General features: G+C 70.2%; 18 protein-coding genes. 7 read left to right on the top strand and 11 right to left on the bottom strand.

Going from position 1 to position 17,509, the window contains the following annotated elements; all coding sequences use genetic code 11:
• Positions 1-2 precede the first annotated feature (2 nt).
• Complete coding sequence (locus tag JIAGA_RS0102995) at positions 3-1,052, top strand: zinc-binding dehydrogenase (protein ID WP_026874521.1); 1,050 nt, start codon at positions 3-5, stop codon at positions 1,050-1,052.
• Positions 1,053-1,103: 51 nt separating this feature from the next.
• On the opposite strand, the gene JIAGA_RS27190 is transcribed toward JIAGA_RS0102995, so the two are convergent.
• Together JIAGA_RS27190 and JIAGA_RS0103005 are read right to left on the bottom strand one after the other, a co-directional pair.
• Positions 1,104-1,625 carry a MarR family winged helix-turn-helix transcriptional regulator gene (locus JIAGA_RS27190; protein ID WP_035813304.1) on the bottom strand — a complete coding sequence of 174 codons (522 nt, stop codon included), beginning with the start codon at positions 1,623-1,625 and terminating at the stop codon, positions 1,104-1,106.
• 5 nt (positions 1,626-1,630) lie between these two features.
• Positions 1,631-2,239 (bottom strand): DJ-1/PfpI family protein, encoded by a 609-nt coding sequence (locus JIAGA_RS0103005; RefSeq protein WP_026874522.1) that lies wholly within the window; start codon positions 2,237-2,239, stop codon positions 1,631-1,633.
• A gap of 238 nt (positions 2,240-2,477) precedes the next feature.
• Here JIAGA_RS0103005 and JIAGA_RS0103010 point away from each other — a divergent pair, with 238 nt between their 5' ends.
• Positions 2,478-2,885 carry a hypothetical protein gene (locus tag JIAGA_RS0103010; RefSeq protein ID WP_211239487.1) on the top strand — a complete coding sequence of 136 codons (408 nt, stop codon included), beginning with the start codon at positions 2,478-2,480 and terminating at the stop codon, positions 2,883-2,885.
• Between the two features lie 161 nt (positions 2,886-3,046).
• On the opposite strand, the gene JIAGA_RS0103015 is transcribed toward JIAGA_RS0103010, so the two are convergent.
• Positions 3,047-4,168, bottom strand: a complete 1,122-nt coding sequence (locus JIAGA_RS0103015) for a sulfite oxidase (RefSeq protein WP_026874524.1) — start codon at positions 4,166-4,168, stop codon at positions 3,047-3,049.
• A 122-nt stretch (positions 4,169-4,290) separates the two neighbouring features.
• Here JIAGA_RS0103015 and JIAGA_RS0103020 point away from each other — a divergent pair, with 122 nt between their 5' ends.
• Positions 4,291-5,661: an FAD-binding oxidoreductase gene (locus JIAGA_RS0103020; protein ID WP_026874525.1), complete on the top strand. Its 1,371-nt coding sequence runs from the start codon at positions 4,291-4,293 to the stop codon at positions 5,659-5,661.
• 7 nt (positions 5,662-5,668) lie between these two features.
• On the opposite strand, the gene JIAGA_RS0103025 is transcribed toward JIAGA_RS0103020, so the two are convergent.
• The 4 genes from JIAGA_RS0103025 to idi form a co-directional block, all read right to left on the bottom strand.
• Positions 5,669-6,481 (bottom strand): endonuclease/exonuclease/phosphatase family protein, encoded by an 813-nt coding sequence (locus JIAGA_RS0103025; protein ID WP_051425621.1) that lies wholly within the window; start codon positions 6,479-6,481, stop codon positions 5,669-5,671.
• A gap of 44 nt (positions 6,482-6,525) precedes the next feature.
• On the bottom strand, positions 6,526-6,876 hold the full coding sequence (locus JIAGA_RS0103030; protein WP_026874527.1) for an MmcQ/YjbR family DNA-binding protein: 351 nt from the start codon (positions 6,874-6,876) through the stop codon (positions 6,526-6,528).
• Positions 6,877-6,919: 43 nt separating this feature from the next.
• The gene (locus tag JIAGA_RS0103035; RefSeq protein WP_035812025.1) at positions 6,920-7,585 is read right to left on the bottom strand and encodes a pyridoxamine 5'-phosphate oxidase family protein; all 666 of its coding nucleotides are present in this window, start codon (positions 7,583-7,585) and stop codon (positions 6,920-6,922) included.
• 80 nt (positions 7,586-7,665) lie between these two features.
• Positions 7,666-8,259: an isopentenyl-diphosphate Delta-isomerase gene (gene idi / locus JIAGA_RS0103040; RefSeq protein WP_026874529.1), complete on the bottom strand. Its 594-nt coding sequence runs from the start codon at positions 8,257-8,259 to the stop codon at positions 7,666-7,668.
• Between the two features lie 134 nt (positions 8,260-8,393).
• Here idi and betC point away from each other — a divergent pair, with 134 nt between their 5' ends.
• Entirely contained in the window at positions 8,394-9,881 is a 1,488-nt protein-coding gene (gene betC, locus JIAGA_RS27195; RefSeq protein ID WP_051425623.1) for a choline-sulfatase, read from the top strand.
• 28 nt (positions 9,882-9,909) lie between these two features.
• Here the strand turns inward: betC and JIAGA_RS34250 are convergent, their stop codons facing one another.
• Together JIAGA_RS34250 and JIAGA_RS27200 are read right to left on the bottom strand one after the other, a co-directional pair.
• A complete protein-coding gene (locus JIAGA_RS34250) occupies positions 9,910-10,053 on the bottom strand; it encodes a hypothetical protein (protein WP_157552626.1) in 144 nt (47 codons plus the stop codon).
• Between the two features lie 29 nt (positions 10,054-10,082).
• Positions 10,083-10,754 (bottom strand): GAF and ANTAR domain-containing protein, encoded by a 672-nt coding sequence (locus tag JIAGA_RS27200; protein WP_051425625.1) that lies wholly within the window; start codon positions 10,752-10,754, stop codon positions 10,083-10,085.
• 131 nt (positions 10,755-10,885) lie between these two features.
• Here JIAGA_RS27200 and JIAGA_RS0103060 point away from each other — a divergent pair, with 131 nt between their 5' ends.
• Together JIAGA_RS0103060 and JIAGA_RS27205 are read left to right on the top strand one after the other, a co-directional pair.
• Positions 10,886-11,476, top strand: coding sequence for a TetR/AcrR family transcriptional regulator (locus JIAGA_RS0103060; RefSeq protein ID WP_026874530.1), 591 nt, complete (start codon positions 10,886-10,888; stop codon positions 11,474-11,476).
• Between the two features lie 225 nt (positions 11,477-11,701).
• Entirely contained in the window at positions 11,702-12,484 is a 783-nt protein-coding gene (locus tag JIAGA_RS27205; protein WP_051425626.1) for a GAF and ANTAR domain-containing protein, read from the top strand.
• Between the two features lie 6 nt (positions 12,485-12,490).
• Here JIAGA_RS27205 and JIAGA_RS0103070 read toward each other — a convergent pair whose 3' ends face one another.
• Positions 12,491-13,759 (bottom strand): Dyp-type peroxidase, encoded by a 1,269-nt coding sequence (locus tag JIAGA_RS0103070; protein WP_211239488.1) that lies wholly within the window; start codon positions 13,757-13,759, stop codon positions 12,491-12,493.
• Positions 13,756-13,956: a hypothetical protein gene (locus JIAGA_RS0103075; protein WP_157552629.1), complete on the bottom strand. Its 201-nt coding sequence runs from the start codon at positions 13,954-13,956 to the stop codon at positions 13,756-13,758. The genes JIAGA_RS0103070 and JIAGA_RS0103075 overlap by 4 nt, the downstream gene beginning before the upstream one ends.
• Before the next feature lie 444 nt (positions 13,957-14,400).
• On the opposite strand from JIAGA_RS0103075, the gene JIAGA_RS34875 reads away from it, so the two are divergent.
• A partial coding sequence (locus JIAGA_RS34875) for an SdrD B-like domain-containing protein (protein WP_035812027.1) occupies positions 14,401-17,509 on the top strand: 3,109 nt, incomplete at its 3' end.

Consider the following 17,509-nt stretch of genomic DNA (forward strand, 5'->3'; position numbering starts at 1 on the left):
CCGTGCGTTCGGTCGTCCTCGAACGGTACGGCGGGCCCGACGTCCTGAATGTGGGTGACCTCGCCGAACCCCGGCCGACGCCCGGGGAGGTCCTCGTGCGGATGGCCGGCTCGGGCCTGAACCGGCTCGACGTCTTCGTGCGGCTGGGACTCACCGGCCCGGGGGTGCGGCAGCCGCGAGCGCTGCCGCATGTCATGGGCGCGGAGGGCGCGGGCACGGTGGTCGAGGTCGGCTCGGAGGCCAGCACCGAGCTCGCGCCCGGAGACGAGGTCATCGTGTTCTCCGGGCTGTCGTGTGGCCACTGCCGGTACTGCCGGCGTGGTGAGACCAGCCGGTGCGCGAGTTACGAGATCCTCGGCGAGGACGTGTGGGGTGTACAGCGCGAGTTGGTCGCGCTGGCGCCGACCAGCCTGCTGCGAGTGCCGGAGGGGTTGTCCCTGATCGAGGCCTCAGCGGTGCCGACTACGTACACGACGGCTTGGACCATGCTGATGACGACCGGGCGGTTGCGCGCCGGCGAGCGGGTGCTGGTGGTCGGCGCCAGCGGTGGGGTGTCGATCGCGGCGATGCAGCTCGCCGCGCAGGCCGGCGCCGAGGTGCTGGCCACCACCCGCAGCCCGGACAAGGCGCGGCGGCTGGCCCGGCTGCCGTACGTGCACCATGTTCTCGACTCCGCCGAGCCGGGCTGGTCGGCCCAGGTACTGGAGTACACCGGCGGCGACGGCGTCGACCTGGTGGCCGACGCCGTCGGTGCACCGACCTGGCGTGACTCCATCCGGTCGCTGGCGACCGGTGGCCGGCTCGTCGTCTGCGGGGCCACCGGCGGGGACCGTCCCGACATCAGCATCCGGGAGCTTTACCAGGCGCACCGGCAGATCCTCGGGGCACCGTTCGGCGGCTGGAACGACTTCGTCGACGTCGTACGCATGATCCAGCGGGCGGATATCCGTCCGCTGATCCACGCCAGCGTCTCGATGGAGCGCACCGCCGACGGGCACCGCGTCATCGAGAACGACGAACACATCGGCAAGGTCGTTGTCGACCTGAGTTGAGGACGCGAGCCACCGACGTGCCCTACTGTGACGATCTGGGCTGACCCGGTCCTACTCGCCCGTGTCGGGCCGGTCGGCCTCCAGGACGGTGACCAGGCGACGCATGGTGGCCGCGGCGGCACGCAGCTCCTCGAGGTCGACCTGTGCGCCGATGCGATCGGCCCACGGGTGCTGGACGAGTGAGATTCGCCTGATTGCCCAGTAACCGGCCTCGGTGCAGGCCAGCAGCTTGGCACGCCTGTGCTCGGGGTTGGGCCGGTACTCTGCCAGGCCCTGCTCGACCAGCAGGTCGGCGACCCTGCGGACGCCCTGCCGGGACATGCCCATACGCCGTCCTATGCCGGCCAGGGTTCGCGGCTCGTCCAGTACGCCGCCGAGCACCTGCCACCATGCGGCCGTGATGCCGCCGGCCGCGGCCATGTCCTGGGCGGCGTCCATGAGCCGGGCATTGAGGCGGAACGTGGTGAGGGCGAGGTCGGTGAGTGCTTCACCGGCCGGAGTGGCCGGCGAAGGTGCCGGCCACTCCTCCCGAGGTGGGACGGCGGCGTCCAGCCCGTTCTGCGCGGTGGTCATGCGCATCAGTGTGCCTGCATCAGGACCGGGAACGCGCTCGCGTCGGCCCGGTGGAAGACACCTTCGTAGGCCTCCAGCGTCCGGTAGGGCGCCAGCCCGAGCCGGCCCAGCGTGGCGCGGGCGAACTGGACGGGCGAGGCAGGGCCGGCAGTGATCAGATCGCCGTCGACCACCGCCCGCTCGTCGACGTAGAGGTGGGCGCCCTGGTAACCGGTGGCCTGCAGGTATTCGGGTGCCGCGCTGGTGTGGCGGCGGTGGTCGAGCAGGCCGGCCCGGGCCAGCCCGGCCGTGGCGCCGCAGATGGCCGCGACCGGCACGCCGGCATCCAGGAAGCGGGCGGCAGCGGTGAGGAACGCGGCGCCACCGCCGGCGTCCCAGAAGTCGGCGCCGGCCAGGATCAGCAGATCGCTGGCAGCCGGATCGAGGTCGGCCAGCAGCATGTCCGGCAGCATCCGGACCCCGCCCATGGACGTGACCGGATCGGCCGACTCGGCGACGGTGACGATGTTCCACGGTGCGCCGGTGAAGCGGCCGGTGCGCAGTTCGACGAGCAGGTGCCCGACCTCCCAGTCGGCGAGCGTGTCGTAAAGGGCGACGTGTGCGGTAGCAGTCATGGAAACATCTTGTCATATAGGAAACATGTTGTCAATATCGCCGCTCGGTGGCGTTCGTGCACTGCCGATCGTCAGGCAGCCGCCCGGTCGTACGGAGCGGCGCGAAGGATCAGGCGACCATCCCCGCCGAATCGCCGCGCCGAGGTCGCCCCACGTCGTCACCGAGGTAACGGCTGGCAGCCCGTACGCTCCAGGTATGTGTGTCGCGCTGCCTTTCGTCGATGAGCATCGAGTGTCGGTGGCTGCCCCGGCACGGGTCGTCTGGGACGCGCTCGCAGCCCGGGTTCCGGGTGCACAGGGTGCCCGTGCCGAGGCCTATGGGCGGCTGGTCGCGGCCGAGCCGCGTCAGGCGTCCGGCCGCTTGTTCGACGACGGCGCGACGCTGCCGGGCTTCACCGTGGTCGAGGCGGAACCGCACCGTTTCGTGCGTCTCGCCGGCCGGCACCGGTTCTCGCGGTATGAACTCAGGTTCGCTCTCGCCGAGCATTCCGGTGCGACCGAGCTGACGGCGCGGACGCTCGCGGACTTCCCCGGCCTGCCCGGGTCGCTCTACCGGCTCGTGGTCATCAGGTCCGGCGCGCATCGCGTCCTCGTCAACCGCATGATGCGCGCTGTGCGACGCGACGCGGAACGTGCCCTGACATGAGGTTCCGGCCCGATCGGCGTATCGCTTCCCCGGTGAGCGACACGTGACGATCGGGCCGGAACCTGCCCCCCATCACCAAGCAGGACGTGGCTATGTGCCCGGAATGACGCGCTACGGCCTACCAATACATGTGATACGGGTCACACTACGAGGTCGACGGGTCAGCGGACCACGACATCGACGAGTTGGGCGTGATTGTTCGCCATGCCCTGCCGGTTCCACGCGGCCTCGACGGGTTGCACGTGGCCGGCGCCGTCGCGGGCCCGTGCCCGCAGCGCATACCGGCCCGGCTCCGGCGCTTCCCAGGTGAACCGCCACGGCCGCCACGCGTATGTGTCCGGCTGCGGCCCCAGCTCCGCCGCTGCCCAGGAGCCACCACCGTCCGCGCTGACATCGACGCCGAGGACTGGGGCCCAGCCCGACCACGCTCGTCCGGTGAGCACGACGCGGCCGCGGTCGACGATGCGGACCCTGCTCTGGAAGTCCGGGATGCCGGGTGGCCGGATCAAGGCTCTGGGCAGGATGCGCGTGACCGGCTCGCCGGGCTCGTCGGGTTCCCGCTTGACCCGGTACGCGGTGACGTTCTGGAAACCGTCGAACGGCGCGTCCAGGACGGTCACGCCGACCAGCCATTTCACGTGCGCCATGCCGTACCAGCCGGGTACCACCAGCCGCACCGGTGCGCCGTGCTGCGGCGGCAGCGGCTGCCCGTTCATCTCATAGGCGAGCAGGACGTCGTCCCGCAACGCCTCGGCCACCGGGAGGCCGCGCCGATAGACCTGCTCCTCGCCGCGTTCCACGCCTCGGTCCGCGCCGGTGAATGCGACGTCGACCGCCGCGTCCAGCAGGCGGGCACCGTCCCGCAGGCCGGCCTCGCCCAGGACGTCGGCGAGCCGGGCGCCGGTCCACGACGCCGTGCCGACCGCCTCGTCCAACCACGGCTGACTGACCGGCCGCGGTTCCAGCCGCGCCCGGCCGTTGCCCGCACACTCGAGCGTGACCCGATGCGTCACGGGCTCCCGGGCCCGGAGGTCGTCGAGGCTGAGCGAGAGCGGGCGCGGCACGGCGCCGTCGACGGCCAGCCGCCAAGCCGCCGGGTCGATCACCGGGATGTCGTAGTGCGTCAGTAGGTAGTGCAGCCCGACGGGCGTGACGTCGTAGTGCAACGCCTCCAGCGGCATGCCGTGGTTGCGTGCGGCCAGCCGCAGCTCGTCGACGGTGATGCCCTCGCCGAGTTCGGCGACTCGGGCTGGAGCGCTGACGGATTCGACGGACATGGACATGGTGGCCCCTGATCCCAGTCATACTCCTCCGCTCGCCGCCGGTCCAGGGCCGGGGATCGGGAGTACGGTGAGTGGGTCGACCGGGGGGCCGGCACATGGCCGAGATGCACGAGGGGGCAGCCATGGCCGAAATCACCATTGATCAGCTGCGAGAGCGCGTTCGCGGACCCGTGGTCGCGGCGACCGACGAAGGCTACGACGACGCACGTCGCGTCTACAACGCGATGATCGACCGGCGGCCACGGGTGGTGGTGCGCTGCGCGAACGCCGGTGACGTCGCCGCCGCGGTCGACTTCGCCCGCGAGAACGGTCTGCCCGTCGCCGTGCGCGGCGGGTCGCACAGCGTGCCCGGCTTCGGCACCGTCGACGACGGTGTCGTCGTCGACCTCGGCGGCATGCGAGGTGTCCGGGTCGACCCGCGAAACCGCACCGCCCGGGCCGAGGGCGGTGCGACCTGGGGCGACTTCAACGCCGCGACCTACGCGTTCGGGCTGGCGACCACCGGCGGGATCATCTCCACCACCGGCGTCGGCGGCCTCACCCTCGGCGGCGGCATCGGCTACCTCGCCCGCGGTTTCGGGCTGTCCTGCGACAACCTGATCTCCGCCGACGTCGTCACCGCCGACGGCCGCTTCGTCGTGGCGAGTGCGCGGGAGAATGAGGACCTGTTCTGGGCGCTGCGTGGCGGCGGCGGCAACTTCGGTGTCGTGACGTCGTTCGAGTTCGCGCTGCACCCGGTGCGCGACATCTACGGCGGGCCGATGTTCTTCGAGCTCGACGACGCCGCCGACGTACTGCGCTTCTACCGTGATTTCATCCAGGACGCGCCGGAGCAGTTCGGCGGCTTCCCGGCGTACCAGATCGCGCCGCCGTTGCCGTTCATCCCGCAGGACCGGCAGGGCGAGCCGTTCCTGGCGTTCGTGGCCTGCTGGGCCGGTCCACTGGAGGAGGGCGAGCAGGCGATCAAACCGCTGCGGGACATCGCGCCGATCGTGGCCCAGCACGTCGGGCCGATGCCGTATCCGGCACTGAACAGCGCCTTCGACGCGCTCGTGCCGCCGGGACTGCAGCACTACTGGAAGGCCAACTTCGTCACCGAGCTCACCGACGACGCCGTCGCGGCGCATCAGGAACACGGGCCGAAGGTGCCGGTCGTGAACTCCACGGTGCACATCTACCCGATCAACGGCGCCTGCCATCGGGTCGCACCGGACGAGACGGCGTTCGCCTACCGCGACGCCACCTTCGCGACGGTGATCGCCGGCATGTGGCCGGACCCGGCGCAGAACGACGTCAACACCCGGTGGGTGCGCGACTACTACGCCGCCACCGCACCGCTGTCGGAGGAGGGTGGCTACGTCAACTTCATGGCTGCCGATGACCAGGACCGGATCGCGGCGAACTACAAGGGCAACTACCAGCCGCTGGTGGACGTGAAACGCCGCTACGACCCGGACAACCTGTTCCACCTCAACCAGAACATCCGGCCCTGAGCCGGTGTCAGAGCGCGATGTCGGCCACGACGGCGTAGTGGTCCGACGGGTGCAGACCGTTGACGGTGTCGTCGACCAGGTACGCCTGGGTGATCTTCGGACGTTTCCCGGTCGCTGCCGGCCCGACGAGCACGTAGTCGATGCGCCGGTCCAGCTGCTTGACCGCGCCCCGGGGTGCGAACGGGACCGCGGAGCTGAGTGTGACGCCGTCGCCGGCACCACCACCAGCGTCCCAGGCATCGGTCAGCTCCGCGGTCAGGGCGCGGACCTCTTGGCTGTCCGGGCCGGCGTTCAGGTCGCCGACGAGCACGACCGGAAGGTCGCCGTCGCGGGCGCCGAGGTCGGTGGCCAGCCGGGCGAGCTCACGGGTCTGGGCGAGATGATCGCCGGCCAGGTGAGCGTGGTGCTCGACGCACGTGCAGACGACGTACAGCAGCCCGCGCGGGTGTTCCACGGCCGCCACCAGGGCGACCGGACGCTCCGGCCGGCTGGACGGCAGCGGATGCGTCCACGTGTGCCGGACCGGCCAGCGGCTGAGCACCGCGACGCCGAGGCCCACGCCGTCGTGGTCGGGCGACTCCGGTTCGGCCGGCAGGTCGGGCAGCGATGGCCCGCCGACCACGGAGTACTGGCCCAGCGGCGCCGCGAGGACCTCCGCCTGCGACGACTCCCGGGTGGTCCACGACTCCTGCAGGCCGACGATGTCCGGCTGGTGGGCGGCAAGGGTGGCCGCGATACCCACCTGGCGGTCCCGCCACTGCTCACCGAACCGCCACCAGACGTTCCAGGTCATGACCCGCAGGGTGTGCTCGTCCGGCATGTACCGACACCTCCTCACCCGGGGTGTACCCAGGGCGGACGGGGTCAGCGCGGCGGTTGGTCGCCGAATTCCTCGATCAGTGCGGGCGGGGCGGTGAGCCGCCATGCCTCGAATGTCAGCTCGGTCAGTTCGTCGTGGTCGATGCCCGCCAGCTGCACCACGACCCAGCCGAACCCGCCGGCAGTGAACTGGACCTCGAACACGTGTGGCCGCTCGGCGACCAGTGCGAGCTGTTCGGAGATGGTCTGCTTCAGCCCGACGGTCTGGGTGTCCGGCCACAGGTAGCCGAATGTTTTGCCGCGCACGGCGAAAGCGGTGTAGTTGCGCGACTCGGTATGCCGCACCTCGGGCAGTCGGTCGAGGATCCGCAGGAACGCGGTGTCGGGCACGGCCATGGGCACATCGAACCAGGCGCCGCCGACAGCTTCGGCCCGAGGTTCAGTGGTCGCCGGGCGCTGTGAGGGCTGTCACCGACGGCGGCAGGCCGATGCCGGGGTGCAGATCCGGCGCGGCGACCGGCGTGCCGTAGCCACGGCGCAGCGGGACGACCCCGGCCCAGGCCGGCCCGGCGACGTCCGCGGGGAGGTCCTCCGGCCACCGCTCGGACACCTTCAGCGACCATTCGTCGATCGGCATGGCCAGCAGGAGGGTGGCGGCCAGTTCCCGCTTCGACGGCTCGCGCAGCTCACCGGAGCGGCCGGGCACGATGTGGTCGATGACCACGTCCAGGCCGCGCCGCTTGGCCGCGTCGTCCAGAACGGTGAACCGGCCGAACAGCACAGCACTGCGGTAATGGAACGACGACTCGAACCCCGACCGGGCGACAACGACTGCGTCGATGGACGTCACCGTCACCGACGCACGCGCACCGCCGGCCAACGCTCGCAGCCACGACGACCCCGTCGACCCGTGCACCAGCAGGGTGTCGCCGTCGCGGGCGACCGCTGTCGGGAACGCGACCGGATGCCCGTCGAGGACGACGGCGACGTGCCCGAGCACCGTCTCGTCGAGCAGCCGGTGCAGCGCGGCGAGCTCGAGGACGGCCTTGTCGGGCATCCGCGTCAGCCGGGTCGGTGCCGCCGCGGTGGCCTCGTCTCGGATCATCGTCGTCTCCTGTCCTGGGCTCGGGCGTCCCATGATCATCGGCGAATACGCCACGTCATAGCGGGGTGGATCGCCGATGATCATGGGGAAACGCGGGCGGCCGGAGGTAGCGCGGACCACGGCGCGGCGGGCCAGTCGCGGGGGTCGTCGCCGAGGGTGGCCAGCAGCGGCACCTGCTCGGCGCACCATGGCGAGACCGGCCGCCCGCCGGCCAGCACGGTGTCGCGGAAGCGCGGCCACGGCTCCCACGCGTACTCGCCGACCTCGGACGGGTCAGGTGCGGGGTCGCCGTCCGCCACGGCCGCGAAGACCGGGCAGATCTCGTTCTCGACGACGCCGTTGGGCATGACCGCGCGGTACCGGAACCCCGGCAGCACGGCTCGCAGTCCGGTGATGGGCAGCCCCAACTCGTCGGACGCCCGTCGCTCGACCGCCGACGGCATGTCCTCGCCCGGGCCGGGGTGGCCGCAGAAACTGTTCGTCCAGGTGTCCGGCCATGTGGCCTTCGCGCCGGCACGCCGCGTCACCAGCAGCGATCCGGCCGTGTCGAACACGTAGCAGGAGAACGCCAGGTGCAGTGGGGTCGCCCGGTGGTGGACATCACGCTTCAGCGCGGTGCCGACAGAGGCGCCGCTCTCGTCGAGCAGGACGACGTGCTCTTCCGCAGCGCTCACATGCCACCCCTTCGCCGCCAGCCGACCGTGGAAGGATGCCCGAGAGCCGGTCGGCGCGGCAAGCACGGGGCCGCGCCGCCCGTGTGAGTTGGTGACAGCCCGTGACGTCCGAGCCACCAGGAGGCCCGCCGGTCATGTCCTCGCCCACGCTGCCGAACATCGTCGTGATCATGGCGGATCAGCTGATGCCGTTCCTCACCGGCGCGTACGGGCATTCGGTGGTGCGGACCCCGAACCTTGACCGGCTGGCCGAGCGGGGGGTGCGGTTCGATGCCGCCTACACACCGAATCCGCTGTGCGCGCCGGCCCGGGCAGCACTGATGACCGGACGGTATGCCTCCTCGATCGGCTGCTTCGACAACGCCGCGCCGTTTCCGTCCGACCAGCCCACCATCGCTCACCTGCTCACCAACGCCGGCTACGAGACCGCGTTGTGCGGCAAGATGCATTTCGTCGGCCCGGACCAGCTGCACGGTTTCCGGCGCCGCCTCAACCCCGACATCTTCCCCGCGGGCATGGACTGGGTCCCGACGGTGGACGAGAACGGCCGCTTCCCGCGCGGCGGGCATGCGCACTCGTACGTGCCGCCGGAGGTCGGTGTTCGGCCGTGGACGAAGTTCCTCACCTACGACGAGGAGACGGCGTTCCGCGCCACCGAGTTCGTCCGCGAACGCGCTCGACACGAGCGGACGGAGCCGTTCTTCCTGCTGGCGTCGTTCCACCATCCGCACGACCCGTTCCACGTGACGCAGGACTTGTGGGACCTGTACGACGGCGCGCCGATCGACCTGCCCGAGCCGTGGGACGGCCGCGGCCGGTCGGCGCTGGACCGGTGGCTCGACGAGGCTCATGACACCGGCGGCGTGGACCTCGCCGACCCCGATGCCATGCGTGCGTTGCGCCGCGCCTACTACGGCCTGGTCACGTACGTCGACCGGAAGGTCGGGCAGATCGTCGCGGCGTTGGAGGAGACCGGACAGCTGGAGGACACGGTCATCGCCTTCACCAGCGACCACGGCGACATGCTCGGTGAACGGGGCATGGTGCAGAAGCGCTGCTTCTACGAGTGGTCGGCCCGGGTGCCGCTGATCATCTCGTTCCCCGACGGCCGCGGCGCCGGCACCAGAGTGGCGGCGCCGGTGTCGATGATGGACCTCGCACCCACGCTGGCCGACCTGGCTCGCGTCGACCCCGCGGATCGGATGCCGATGGATGCCGAGAGCCTGCTGCCGCTGCTCGACGGTGGCGCCGCCGCCGACGACGAGCGGCTCGGCGCCCGCGTCGTGTACTCCGAGTACCACGCCGAGAAGGTGCACGCCCCGGCGTTCATGGTGCGCCGTGGCGGCCACAAGTACATCCACGTCTACGGCCATGGCAGTCAGCTGTTCGACGTCGCCGCCGACCCGGCCGAGCGGCACGACCTTGCCGGCCGGCCGGAGGCGGCCGGGCTGTGCGCCGAGCTGCATGGCCTGCTCGCCGAACGCTTCGACGCCGCGGCCCTGGACGCGGCTGCGCGGGACAGCGTCCGCCGGCGCGCGTTGATCAAGGATGCGATGCGCCGGAACGGCACCCGCTGGGATCACGTGCCGGTGCCGCCCGACGACGACCGCTACGTCCGCTGACCGGCGGTGCGGCGGCCGATGCGGCGGATCAGGAGTGGATGAGCAGCAGTGCCGAGAACGACCCGGCGAGGACGGCGAGCAGCGTTCCGATGATCTTGTACTGCGTGCCGGGGCTGATCAGCCAGCGCCGCAGCGGGACGAGGGCGGGGCGATCTCCGACGGTGACGGACACGGCGGACTCCTGGCGTCGTGGTGCGTTGGTCAATCAGAGGCGCGGCTGGTGGCGACGATCTGCCGGGCGCGCTCGCTGAGCGTGGTCTTCCGTTCCTGCGCGCTGTTGCGCAGCATGGTGAACGCGGCTTCGGCGTCGAGAGCGTGCCGCTCCATCAGGATGCCCTGTGCCTGGCCGATGACCTGGCGAGCGTCGATGGCGCGCCGCAGCCCCGACTCGTGTCGCGCGGCGGCCAGCGCGACGGATGCGTGCTGGGTGTAGAGCCGGGCGACGGATTCCGCGTCTGTGGCGAACGCTCGGGCTCGGGTGGCGTAGACGTTCAGCGCGCCGATGGCGGAGGTGGTGGTGCCGATGCGGAAGGACAGCGAGCTCTGCAGGCCCATCTCGACCGCGCGTTCCCGCCACCGCTGCCAGCGGGCCTCGGCGGTCAGGTCGTGGACGACCACCGGGCACGGCTGCGACATGGCGGACAGGCCGGGTCCCTCCCTGTGCTCGAGCTGGACCAGATCGGCCTGCTCCGCGACCGGGGAGGAGGACACGACCTCGGTGCGCCGCCCTCGCTTGATGATCATGGCGGCGCCGTCGCCGCCGGTCAGTGCCTGAGCATGGCGGAGAATGCCATGGCAGGTGCGTTCGACGTCCCGTTCTCGATGCAGATCGGCTGCCAAGGCGGCCAGCCCCGATGAGAGGCTCAGCGCCACGGTGCACCTCCAATGAGAGTGTTGGACAGGCCGTCACTGTACTAACCAGGCCGACGAGTTGTACAGACGGGTCTGTCTCTTTGAGGCAGACCCTTCTGTCTTCCGCGGTTTTTCGAGTAGCATCAGGGGTCATGCACGGGCCGGAAGCGACGAGCACGCCAGTGAAGGCGAGAGAACGCATCCTGAGCACGAGCTACCGGTTGTTCGCCCGGCGGGGCGTCAACGGGGTGGGTGTGGACGAGGTCATCGAGCGTTCGCACGTGGCGAAGGCCACTTTCTACCGGCACTTTCCGTCCAAGGACGCGTTGGTGCTGGCGTATCTGGAGCGGCGCGAGCAGGAGTGGACGCACGGGCTGGTCGAGCAGGGTTCCGAGGCCCGCGGGAACACCCCGGAGGAGCGGCTGCTGGCCGTGTTCGACGTGTTCGACGAGTGGTTCGACAGCGATGACTTCGACGGCATCGCGTTCATCACGGTGCTGCTGGAGATGGGTAAGGACCATCCGCTGGGGCAGGCCAGCATCGAGCACCTGGCCAACCTGCGGGCCATCACCCGGCGGCGGGCGGAGGAGGCCGGGCTGCGCGACCCGGAGGAGTTCGCCCGGGCCTGGCACATCCTGATGAAGGGCTCCATCATCGCCGCGCTGGAGGGCGACACCGGTGCGGCGCGGCGGGCCAAGTCGATGGGCAAGGACCTCATCGAACAGCACCGGACCACGTCGTGACCCCAGTTCCGCATCCGGTGGTGAGGTAGCCAACAGAACCCAGGAGCCTGTCGGCTGCTAAAGTGGCGGCACCGGTTGGGAGGTCAGCCGGCGGCAAATCATGCCGCAGTGCGCTACGTCCCTCCCGGAGTCGTCAGTGGCTCGTCGCCGCTTCATCTATCCCACGCTGCTTCCCTGGTACTGCCCTACCGACCATCGATCCTGCCCTGCCGCGCGAGGTGCCCGGTGACTCGGCCGGTCCCGCCGACCGGTCACGAGAACAGGGCCTCCCCCACGGCCGCCTGGGACCTCGCGGACGAGACCGCGAGCCTGCTGGCCGACGTCGCGGTGCAACTCCACCGCCAACCCGGCGTCGGTAACGCGCTGCGGGCGGCGGTGGGCCACCTGGTCGATCTCGCCGGCTGCGACGCCGCCACCGGCGCGCTCTTCGCGCGGCGCCGCTGGCGGCTGCACACTTCCGTGGCCACCGGGGCGGTGGCTGAGGAGGCCGACGCCCACCAGGTCCGGCTCCGTGAGGGCCCGGCCTTCACCGTGATGCGCGAACGGACCAGCGTCGTCGTCCCGGACGCCGTCACCGATGTGCGCTGGCCCAGGTGGCGGGCGCTGATCGCGCCGGCCGGGGTGCGGGCTGCCGTCGCGGTGCCGCTCGACCTCGGCACCCACCTCACCGGTGTGGTCACCGCCTACTGGACCGGCGCGGGCCGGCCGGGTCCTGACGCCGTCGAGGCGGCTGAGCTGCTGGCCCTGCATGCCTCGATCGGCCTGACAGTGGCGCGCGAGTCGACGACCCTGCGGGAGGCGATCGACGCCCGCCATCGCATCGGCGTGGCACAGGGCATCCTCATGGAACGCTACGGCCTGTCGGCCCAGCAGGCCTTCGACGTGCTGCGTCGGTACTCCCGGGACAACAACGTCAAGCTCGGCCAGGTGGCGCGCGAAGTCGTCGAGACCCGCTCGCTGCCCGGGTGGGCGGCTGGTCCGACGAACCGGCCGCCGTCCGGGCCGTGATCGACGTCAGGGCAGGGTGGCACCGAGCGGCCGGTCGGCGCTGAAACCCGGCAGGATCAGGAACGTCGCGCTGCCGGTCGGGGTCACGTATTCCGTCAACGCGTCGGTCTCGTCGAGCCGGAACTGGGTCTGGACGAACGTGCGCAGGTCGCGCTGGAAGCAGATGAACAGCAGCCCCGCGTCGGCGGTCCCATCCGTGACACCGTCGTCGAAGGCGTAGCCCCGCCGCAGCATCAGGTGGCTGCCGGTGAGTGCTGGATGCGCCGCCCGCACGTGTGACCGGACCGGCGTGACGTACTGCCCGTCCGGCGTCTTGGCCAGGAGGTCCACCTCGTCGGAGGGACCGCCACCGGACAGCGGCGAGCCGTCGTGCCGGTGCCTGCCGATGACGGCCTCCTGGTGCTCGACCGGCTCGGCGGCGAACGCGGTGGTGTCCAGCCGGAGCCGCCGCACGACGCAGATGCTGCCGCCGGCCATGGGGCCGTCGGGGATCCACACGTGCTCGGCGAGTTCGTGGTCGCCGCGCGGCACGATGACGCCGTCGTGGAACCCGAGTGGGTTGCGCGCTACGGTGCCGCTGCCGGGTGCCCGGAAACCCCGCTGCGACCAGCGCACCGTCGCATCCGGGACGGCCTCGGCGAGCCAGTGCGCCGCCCGGTGGACGTCGTTCGGGTCGCTTCCGTAGGTGGCGATCAGCAGGTCGCCACCGGCGCGGGTGGCCGGGACGGCGTCGTCGCCGGCGAAGGCGGGCAGCGGCTCGGCGCCGGGCAACTGGGGGTCGAGCGCCGCCATCACCCGCGGGCCCAGCCCGACGGTGACGGTGAGGTCGCCCGGCCCGTCGAGAAGGCCGGCGGTGTCGGCGCTGTCGGCACTGGTCAGTGTCATGATCGAGCGTCCGAGTCCAGCGCACAGCTCGCGTAGCCGATCGCGGAACGCGGCGTCGGCGGCGCCCGGCTCCGGCACGTCCGGGAGGTCCAGCGCCAGCAGCAGACCGTGCGGCTGTGGGGTGTCCGGGCGGGCGATCCCGGCCTGCTGGTCGCCGTCGGCGGCGACGGATGCGGCCCGCCCCGTCGCCGGGGTGCCGCTGGTGTCCGGGCCGGATGCGTGCGGCGCGTCGTCGTCCTCGGCCGCGGACGATGCCAGCAGGCCGGCGGACAAGCCGGCACCGGCGCCGATGCCGGCCGCGATGGCGCCGCGCAGCAGGTCGCGGCGGCGCGTCCCGGTGGGTGCCGGATTCGGTGCGGTGGGGTGGGGCGTCGCGTCGTCGTCCATCATCCACCCGTCGTGGTACCGAGAAACGCGTCGGCGAAGCTCACGTCCGCAGGAGCATCGGAGAGGTCGACCGTCGTCAAGTCGCCGGAGCCACCGAGCCGGGCCTTCATCCGAAGGCCGTCGACGGCGAATGTGCGGCCGTTGTCGACCACGTCGAGCCGCACCGAGCGGACCCCGGTGGTGTAGTTCGCGTGGCGCATCATCGACACCCGCTGGCGCCGTGCGGGGTGCCGACGTCGTCGTCGGAACAGCCGGCGAACAGCGCGATGACCAGGGCGGCCGGCAGGGCCAGGCGCCTCATGACGCGGCTGCGCGGTGGGCTGCGGGGGTGTGCATGGCAGTGAGTGTAAGTAAGCACGGCACGCCTGATGTCCGGTTCGCGGAGTTCGTGACTCCTCTCGGCGTGCGGCCAAACGTGATCTGTGTCACATCGCGTGCTGACCGTGCGTGCTTCCGGCTCCTTGTAGTCAGCGCCGTCATCTACCTGCCGTCCGGCAGGCCGCCCGACCGGGTTGTCGGACGGTGGGACATCGGCGCTGGTGCAAGGACAGCTACGGAGGGATCTGCCAGTGAGATCGCTGAAACGACAGGCGGCCAGCCCAGGAGGCGGCCAGGTGAGACGAACATCACGGCGGACGATTCGAGTGGCCGGCGCGATCACCGCGCTCGGCGTCATCGGCTCGACGCTGGCCGGTGCCGGAGCCACCCTGCCCGCGCTGGCCGCGCCCGGTGACCCGATCACCGGCACGATCTGGCAGGACTACGACTCCGACGGGATACTCGACACTTTCGAGGACAACGGGCGGCTAGAAGGCATCGAGGTATATGCCTACGACGCCGACGGCAACGTCGCCGGCCCGGTCACCACGGGTCCTGACGGAACCTACTCGCTGCCGGTCACCAGCGATGCCGGCCCGTGGCGGGTTGAGGCCAACGTGCCTGACACACCGGAGTGGGCCGCCTGGCGCGACTCCGTCGTCGGACGCGCCGCAGGAACGAGCAACGGCACCACCGTCCAGTTCATCGACTCCATGCCTGCCGCTGAGGTCGATTTCTCCTTCCAGGTACCCAGCGCCTATGTGGAGAACAACCCGTTGGTCTATGTTCCAGACCAGCGTTTCGGCCCCTCCGACGGGGTGAGCGCTGCCGAACCCGGCGGGGTGACGATCGAGTACGAGGCGGAGAGCAACGCCGTCGACGACCCAGTACCGCAGACAGCGGTCGTACCGTTCTCGCAGGTGGGTTCCACCAACGGCTCGGCGATCTTCCGAGCGGAGGCGCCGGATGAGATCCCTACGGTCCTCACGGCGGCGTACCTCAAGCGGAACTCCGGGTTCGGTCCGGAAGGCATCGGTGCGATCTACCGAGTCACGCCGGACGGCGACGACTGGCTGGCGCCGACAGCGTCGGCCGAGCTGTACGTCGACGTCACGGATTACGGCATCGACTTGGGCGGGCCGGACCCGAATGCCGGCCAGACCGCATACGGGCTGCGCCCGGATGTCACCGCCGACAACCCGAACTATGACTGGGCAAGGGACGCGCAGGCGTGGAACAACGTCGGACGCGGTGGGCTCGGCACGATCGCGTTCAGCGCGGACCAGCAGTACCTCTATGCCGTCAACCTCCACAACCGATCGCTGATCCAGATCGAGACCGGAGGCGACATCTCGCAGCCGCCGGTGAGCGTCCGCGAGATCGAGCTCGACGGCTACTTCCCCGACGGCAGTGACCTGCGTCCGTTCGGCGTGTCCAGCGACCCGCTGACCGACGAGCTGTACCTGGCCGTCACCGACACTGCCGAGACAACTCAGAACGCCGGTCAGCTGCACGGCTACATCTACAGTTTCCGGCCGGAAGTCCCGGAGAACCTCACCGAGGTGCTCAACTTCCCGCTGGACTTCCCGCGCAACGGGTATCAGACGCAGTTCTACCCGTGGGCCACCCAGGCCAGCCAGTACTTCACGAATGGTGTCACCGTCTTCTATCCGATGCCGGTGGTCGCCGACGCGAAGATCCTGCACGGGAACCTCATCATCGGCGTCCGTGACCTCACCGGCGACACGATGGCTACGAACGTCCCGTTGTCCGGCGATCCGACCGACGGGGACACGCGATTCTTGGGCGGCCTCAGGTCAGAAGGTGACGTGTTCATCGCCACGCCGAGCGGTGACGGCACTTTCACACTTGAGAGCAACGGTATAGCTGGCGGAGTCGTCGGTGCCGGCGTGGCGAAGGGCATCCTCGGCCCAGGCGGGTTGAAGTACTTCGACACCCACTGGAGCGACATCGGCGGTACCGGCCCGGTGAACTCGTATGAGGCGCTGGGTTCGATCGTCGTCGTCCCGAGCCGGGACGACGGTGTGCTGACGACCGGCCTGCATGTCGCGAACGCCGGCCTGCAGTCCGGGATGCGTCGACTCTTTCAGAACACCGGCCAGCCGTATGACCCGCGCGGGGCCATGATCAAGCGCACTCTGGTGGGCACCGAGCCGGGCATCAACGGTAAGGGCAACGGCCTCGGGTCGGCGTCCGTGCTGGCGTCGGCGGCGCCGATCGAGATTGGCAACTTTGTCTGGTATGACGTCGATAACGACGGTGTGCAGGATCCGGATGAGCCGGTGGTGGAGGGTGCCACGGTGAATCTGTATGAGGTGGACGCGGACGGTAACCGCACCCTGGTCAGCACCACGACGACCGACGGGAAGGGTGAGTATTACTTCTCGTCGAATGATGCGGCGTATCAGTTGAAGACGCACACGGATTATGTGGTGGGTGTGGACAATCCGGCCGATTACGGGGCGGGTGGTCCGTTGGAGAACTGGTACCCGACGGTGCCCGACACCGGTGACGCGAACTCCGTGGACGCCGACCGCAACGACTCCGACGGCATCGTGGAGTCGACCGACGAGGGCGACTTCCCCTACGCGGCGATCACGACCGGCGGGCCGGGGGAGAACGACCACACCATCGACTTCGGCTACTCGAACATCGACTACGAGTTCGACAAGCGGATGGTGTCCGGCCCGACGGAGAACCCGGACGACGACGGCACCTGGACCATCACCTACGAGCTGGTGGTGGAGAACACCGGCATGATCGACGGCGGGTATCTGCTGACTGATGATCTGACCGGGTACGGCGAGGGTGTCGAGGTGGTGGACACCCAGGTGGTGTCCGGCCCGCCGGAGGCCGATGGGTTGTTGAACCCGGACTGGGACGGCAGCGGTGATATGAACGTCGTCACCGACGTGGTGCCGATCGAGGCGCAGTCGACGGTGGAGAACGGCACCGAGCACATCTACACGCTGACGGTGTCGGTCGCGTTGGAGACGGACCCGCAGACCGGCGAGGCGATCGCGCTGCCGGAGGACCTGGCCTGCACGCCGGATCAGGTGGCGGGTGAGGGGACGACGGGGCTGTTCAACACGGCCACGCTGGACCCGACCAACCACGAGGACCTGACCGACGACGAGTGCAGCGAGCTGCCGCTGGTCACGTTGGACAAGACCGTGGTGACCGAGCCGTATGTGGTGGACCGGGAGAACCAGCCGGGCGTGTGGGAGATCACCTATGGGCTCACCGTCACCAACGAGACCGAGGTTCTCACCGACTACGATCTGGAGGACCTGCTGCGCTTCGGCACCGGCATCGAGATCGTCGACGGCTCGGTGGTGGCGGAGAACACGGTGCCGGGCACGATCGTCACGCGGCCGGAGTATGACGGTGTCAGCGATGTGCTGATCGTGGAGG

This window comes from Jiangella gansuensis DSM 44835 (assembly GCF_000515395.1).
Classification (GTDB): Bacteria; Actinomycetota; Actinomycetes; order Jiangellales; family Jiangellaceae; genus Jiangella; species Jiangella gansuensis.

What these genes read in the sequence shown, in the direction of transcription:
- JIAGA_RS27190 (WP_035813304.1), bottom strand. Translation starts at nt 1,625, where the DNA reads ATGACCACCGCGCAGAACGGGCTGGACGCCGCCGTCCCACCTCGGGAG.
- JIAGA_RS0103005 (WP_026874522.1), bottom strand. Translation starts at nt 2,239, where the DNA reads ATGACTGCTACCGCACACGTCGCCCTTTACGACACGCTCGCCGACTGG.
- JIAGA_RS0103015 (WP_026874524.1), bottom strand. Translation starts at nt 4,168, where the DNA reads ATGTCCATGTCCGTCGAATCCGTCAGCGCTCCAGCCCGAGTCGCCGAA.
- JIAGA_RS0103020 (WP_026874525.1), top strand. Translation starts at nt 4,291, where the DNA reads ATGGCCGAAATCACCATTGATCAGCTGCGAGAGCGCGTTCGCGGACCC.
- JIAGA_RS0103025 (WP_051425621.1), bottom strand. Translation starts at nt 6,481, where the DNA reads ATGCCGGACGAGCACACCCTGCGGGTCATGACCTGGAACGTCTGGTGG.
- JIAGA_RS0103030 (WP_026874527.1), bottom strand. Translation starts at nt 6,876, where the DNA reads ATGGCCGTGCCCGACACCGCGTTCCTGCGGATCCTCGACCGACTGCCC.
- JIAGA_RS0103035 (WP_035812025.1), bottom strand. Translation starts at nt 7,585, where the DNA reads ATGATCCGAGACGAGGCCACCGCGGCGGCACCGACCCGGCTGACGCGG.
- betC (WP_051425623.1), top strand. Translation starts at nt 8,394, where the DNA reads ATGTCCTCGCCCACGCTGCCGAACATCGTCGTGATCATGGCGGATCAG.
- JIAGA_RS0103060 (WP_026874530.1), top strand. Translation starts at nt 10,886, where the DNA reads ATGCACGGGCCGGAAGCGACGAGCACGCCAGTGAAGGCGAGAGAACGC.
- JIAGA_RS0103070 (WP_211239488.1), bottom strand. Translation starts at nt 13,759, where the DNA reads ATGATGGACGACGACGCGACGCCCCACCCCACCGCACCGAATCCGGCA.
- JIAGA_RS0103075 (WP_157552629.1), bottom strand. Translation starts at nt 13,956, where the DNA reads ATGCGCCACGCGAACTACACCACCGGGGTCCGCTCGGTGCGGCTCGAC.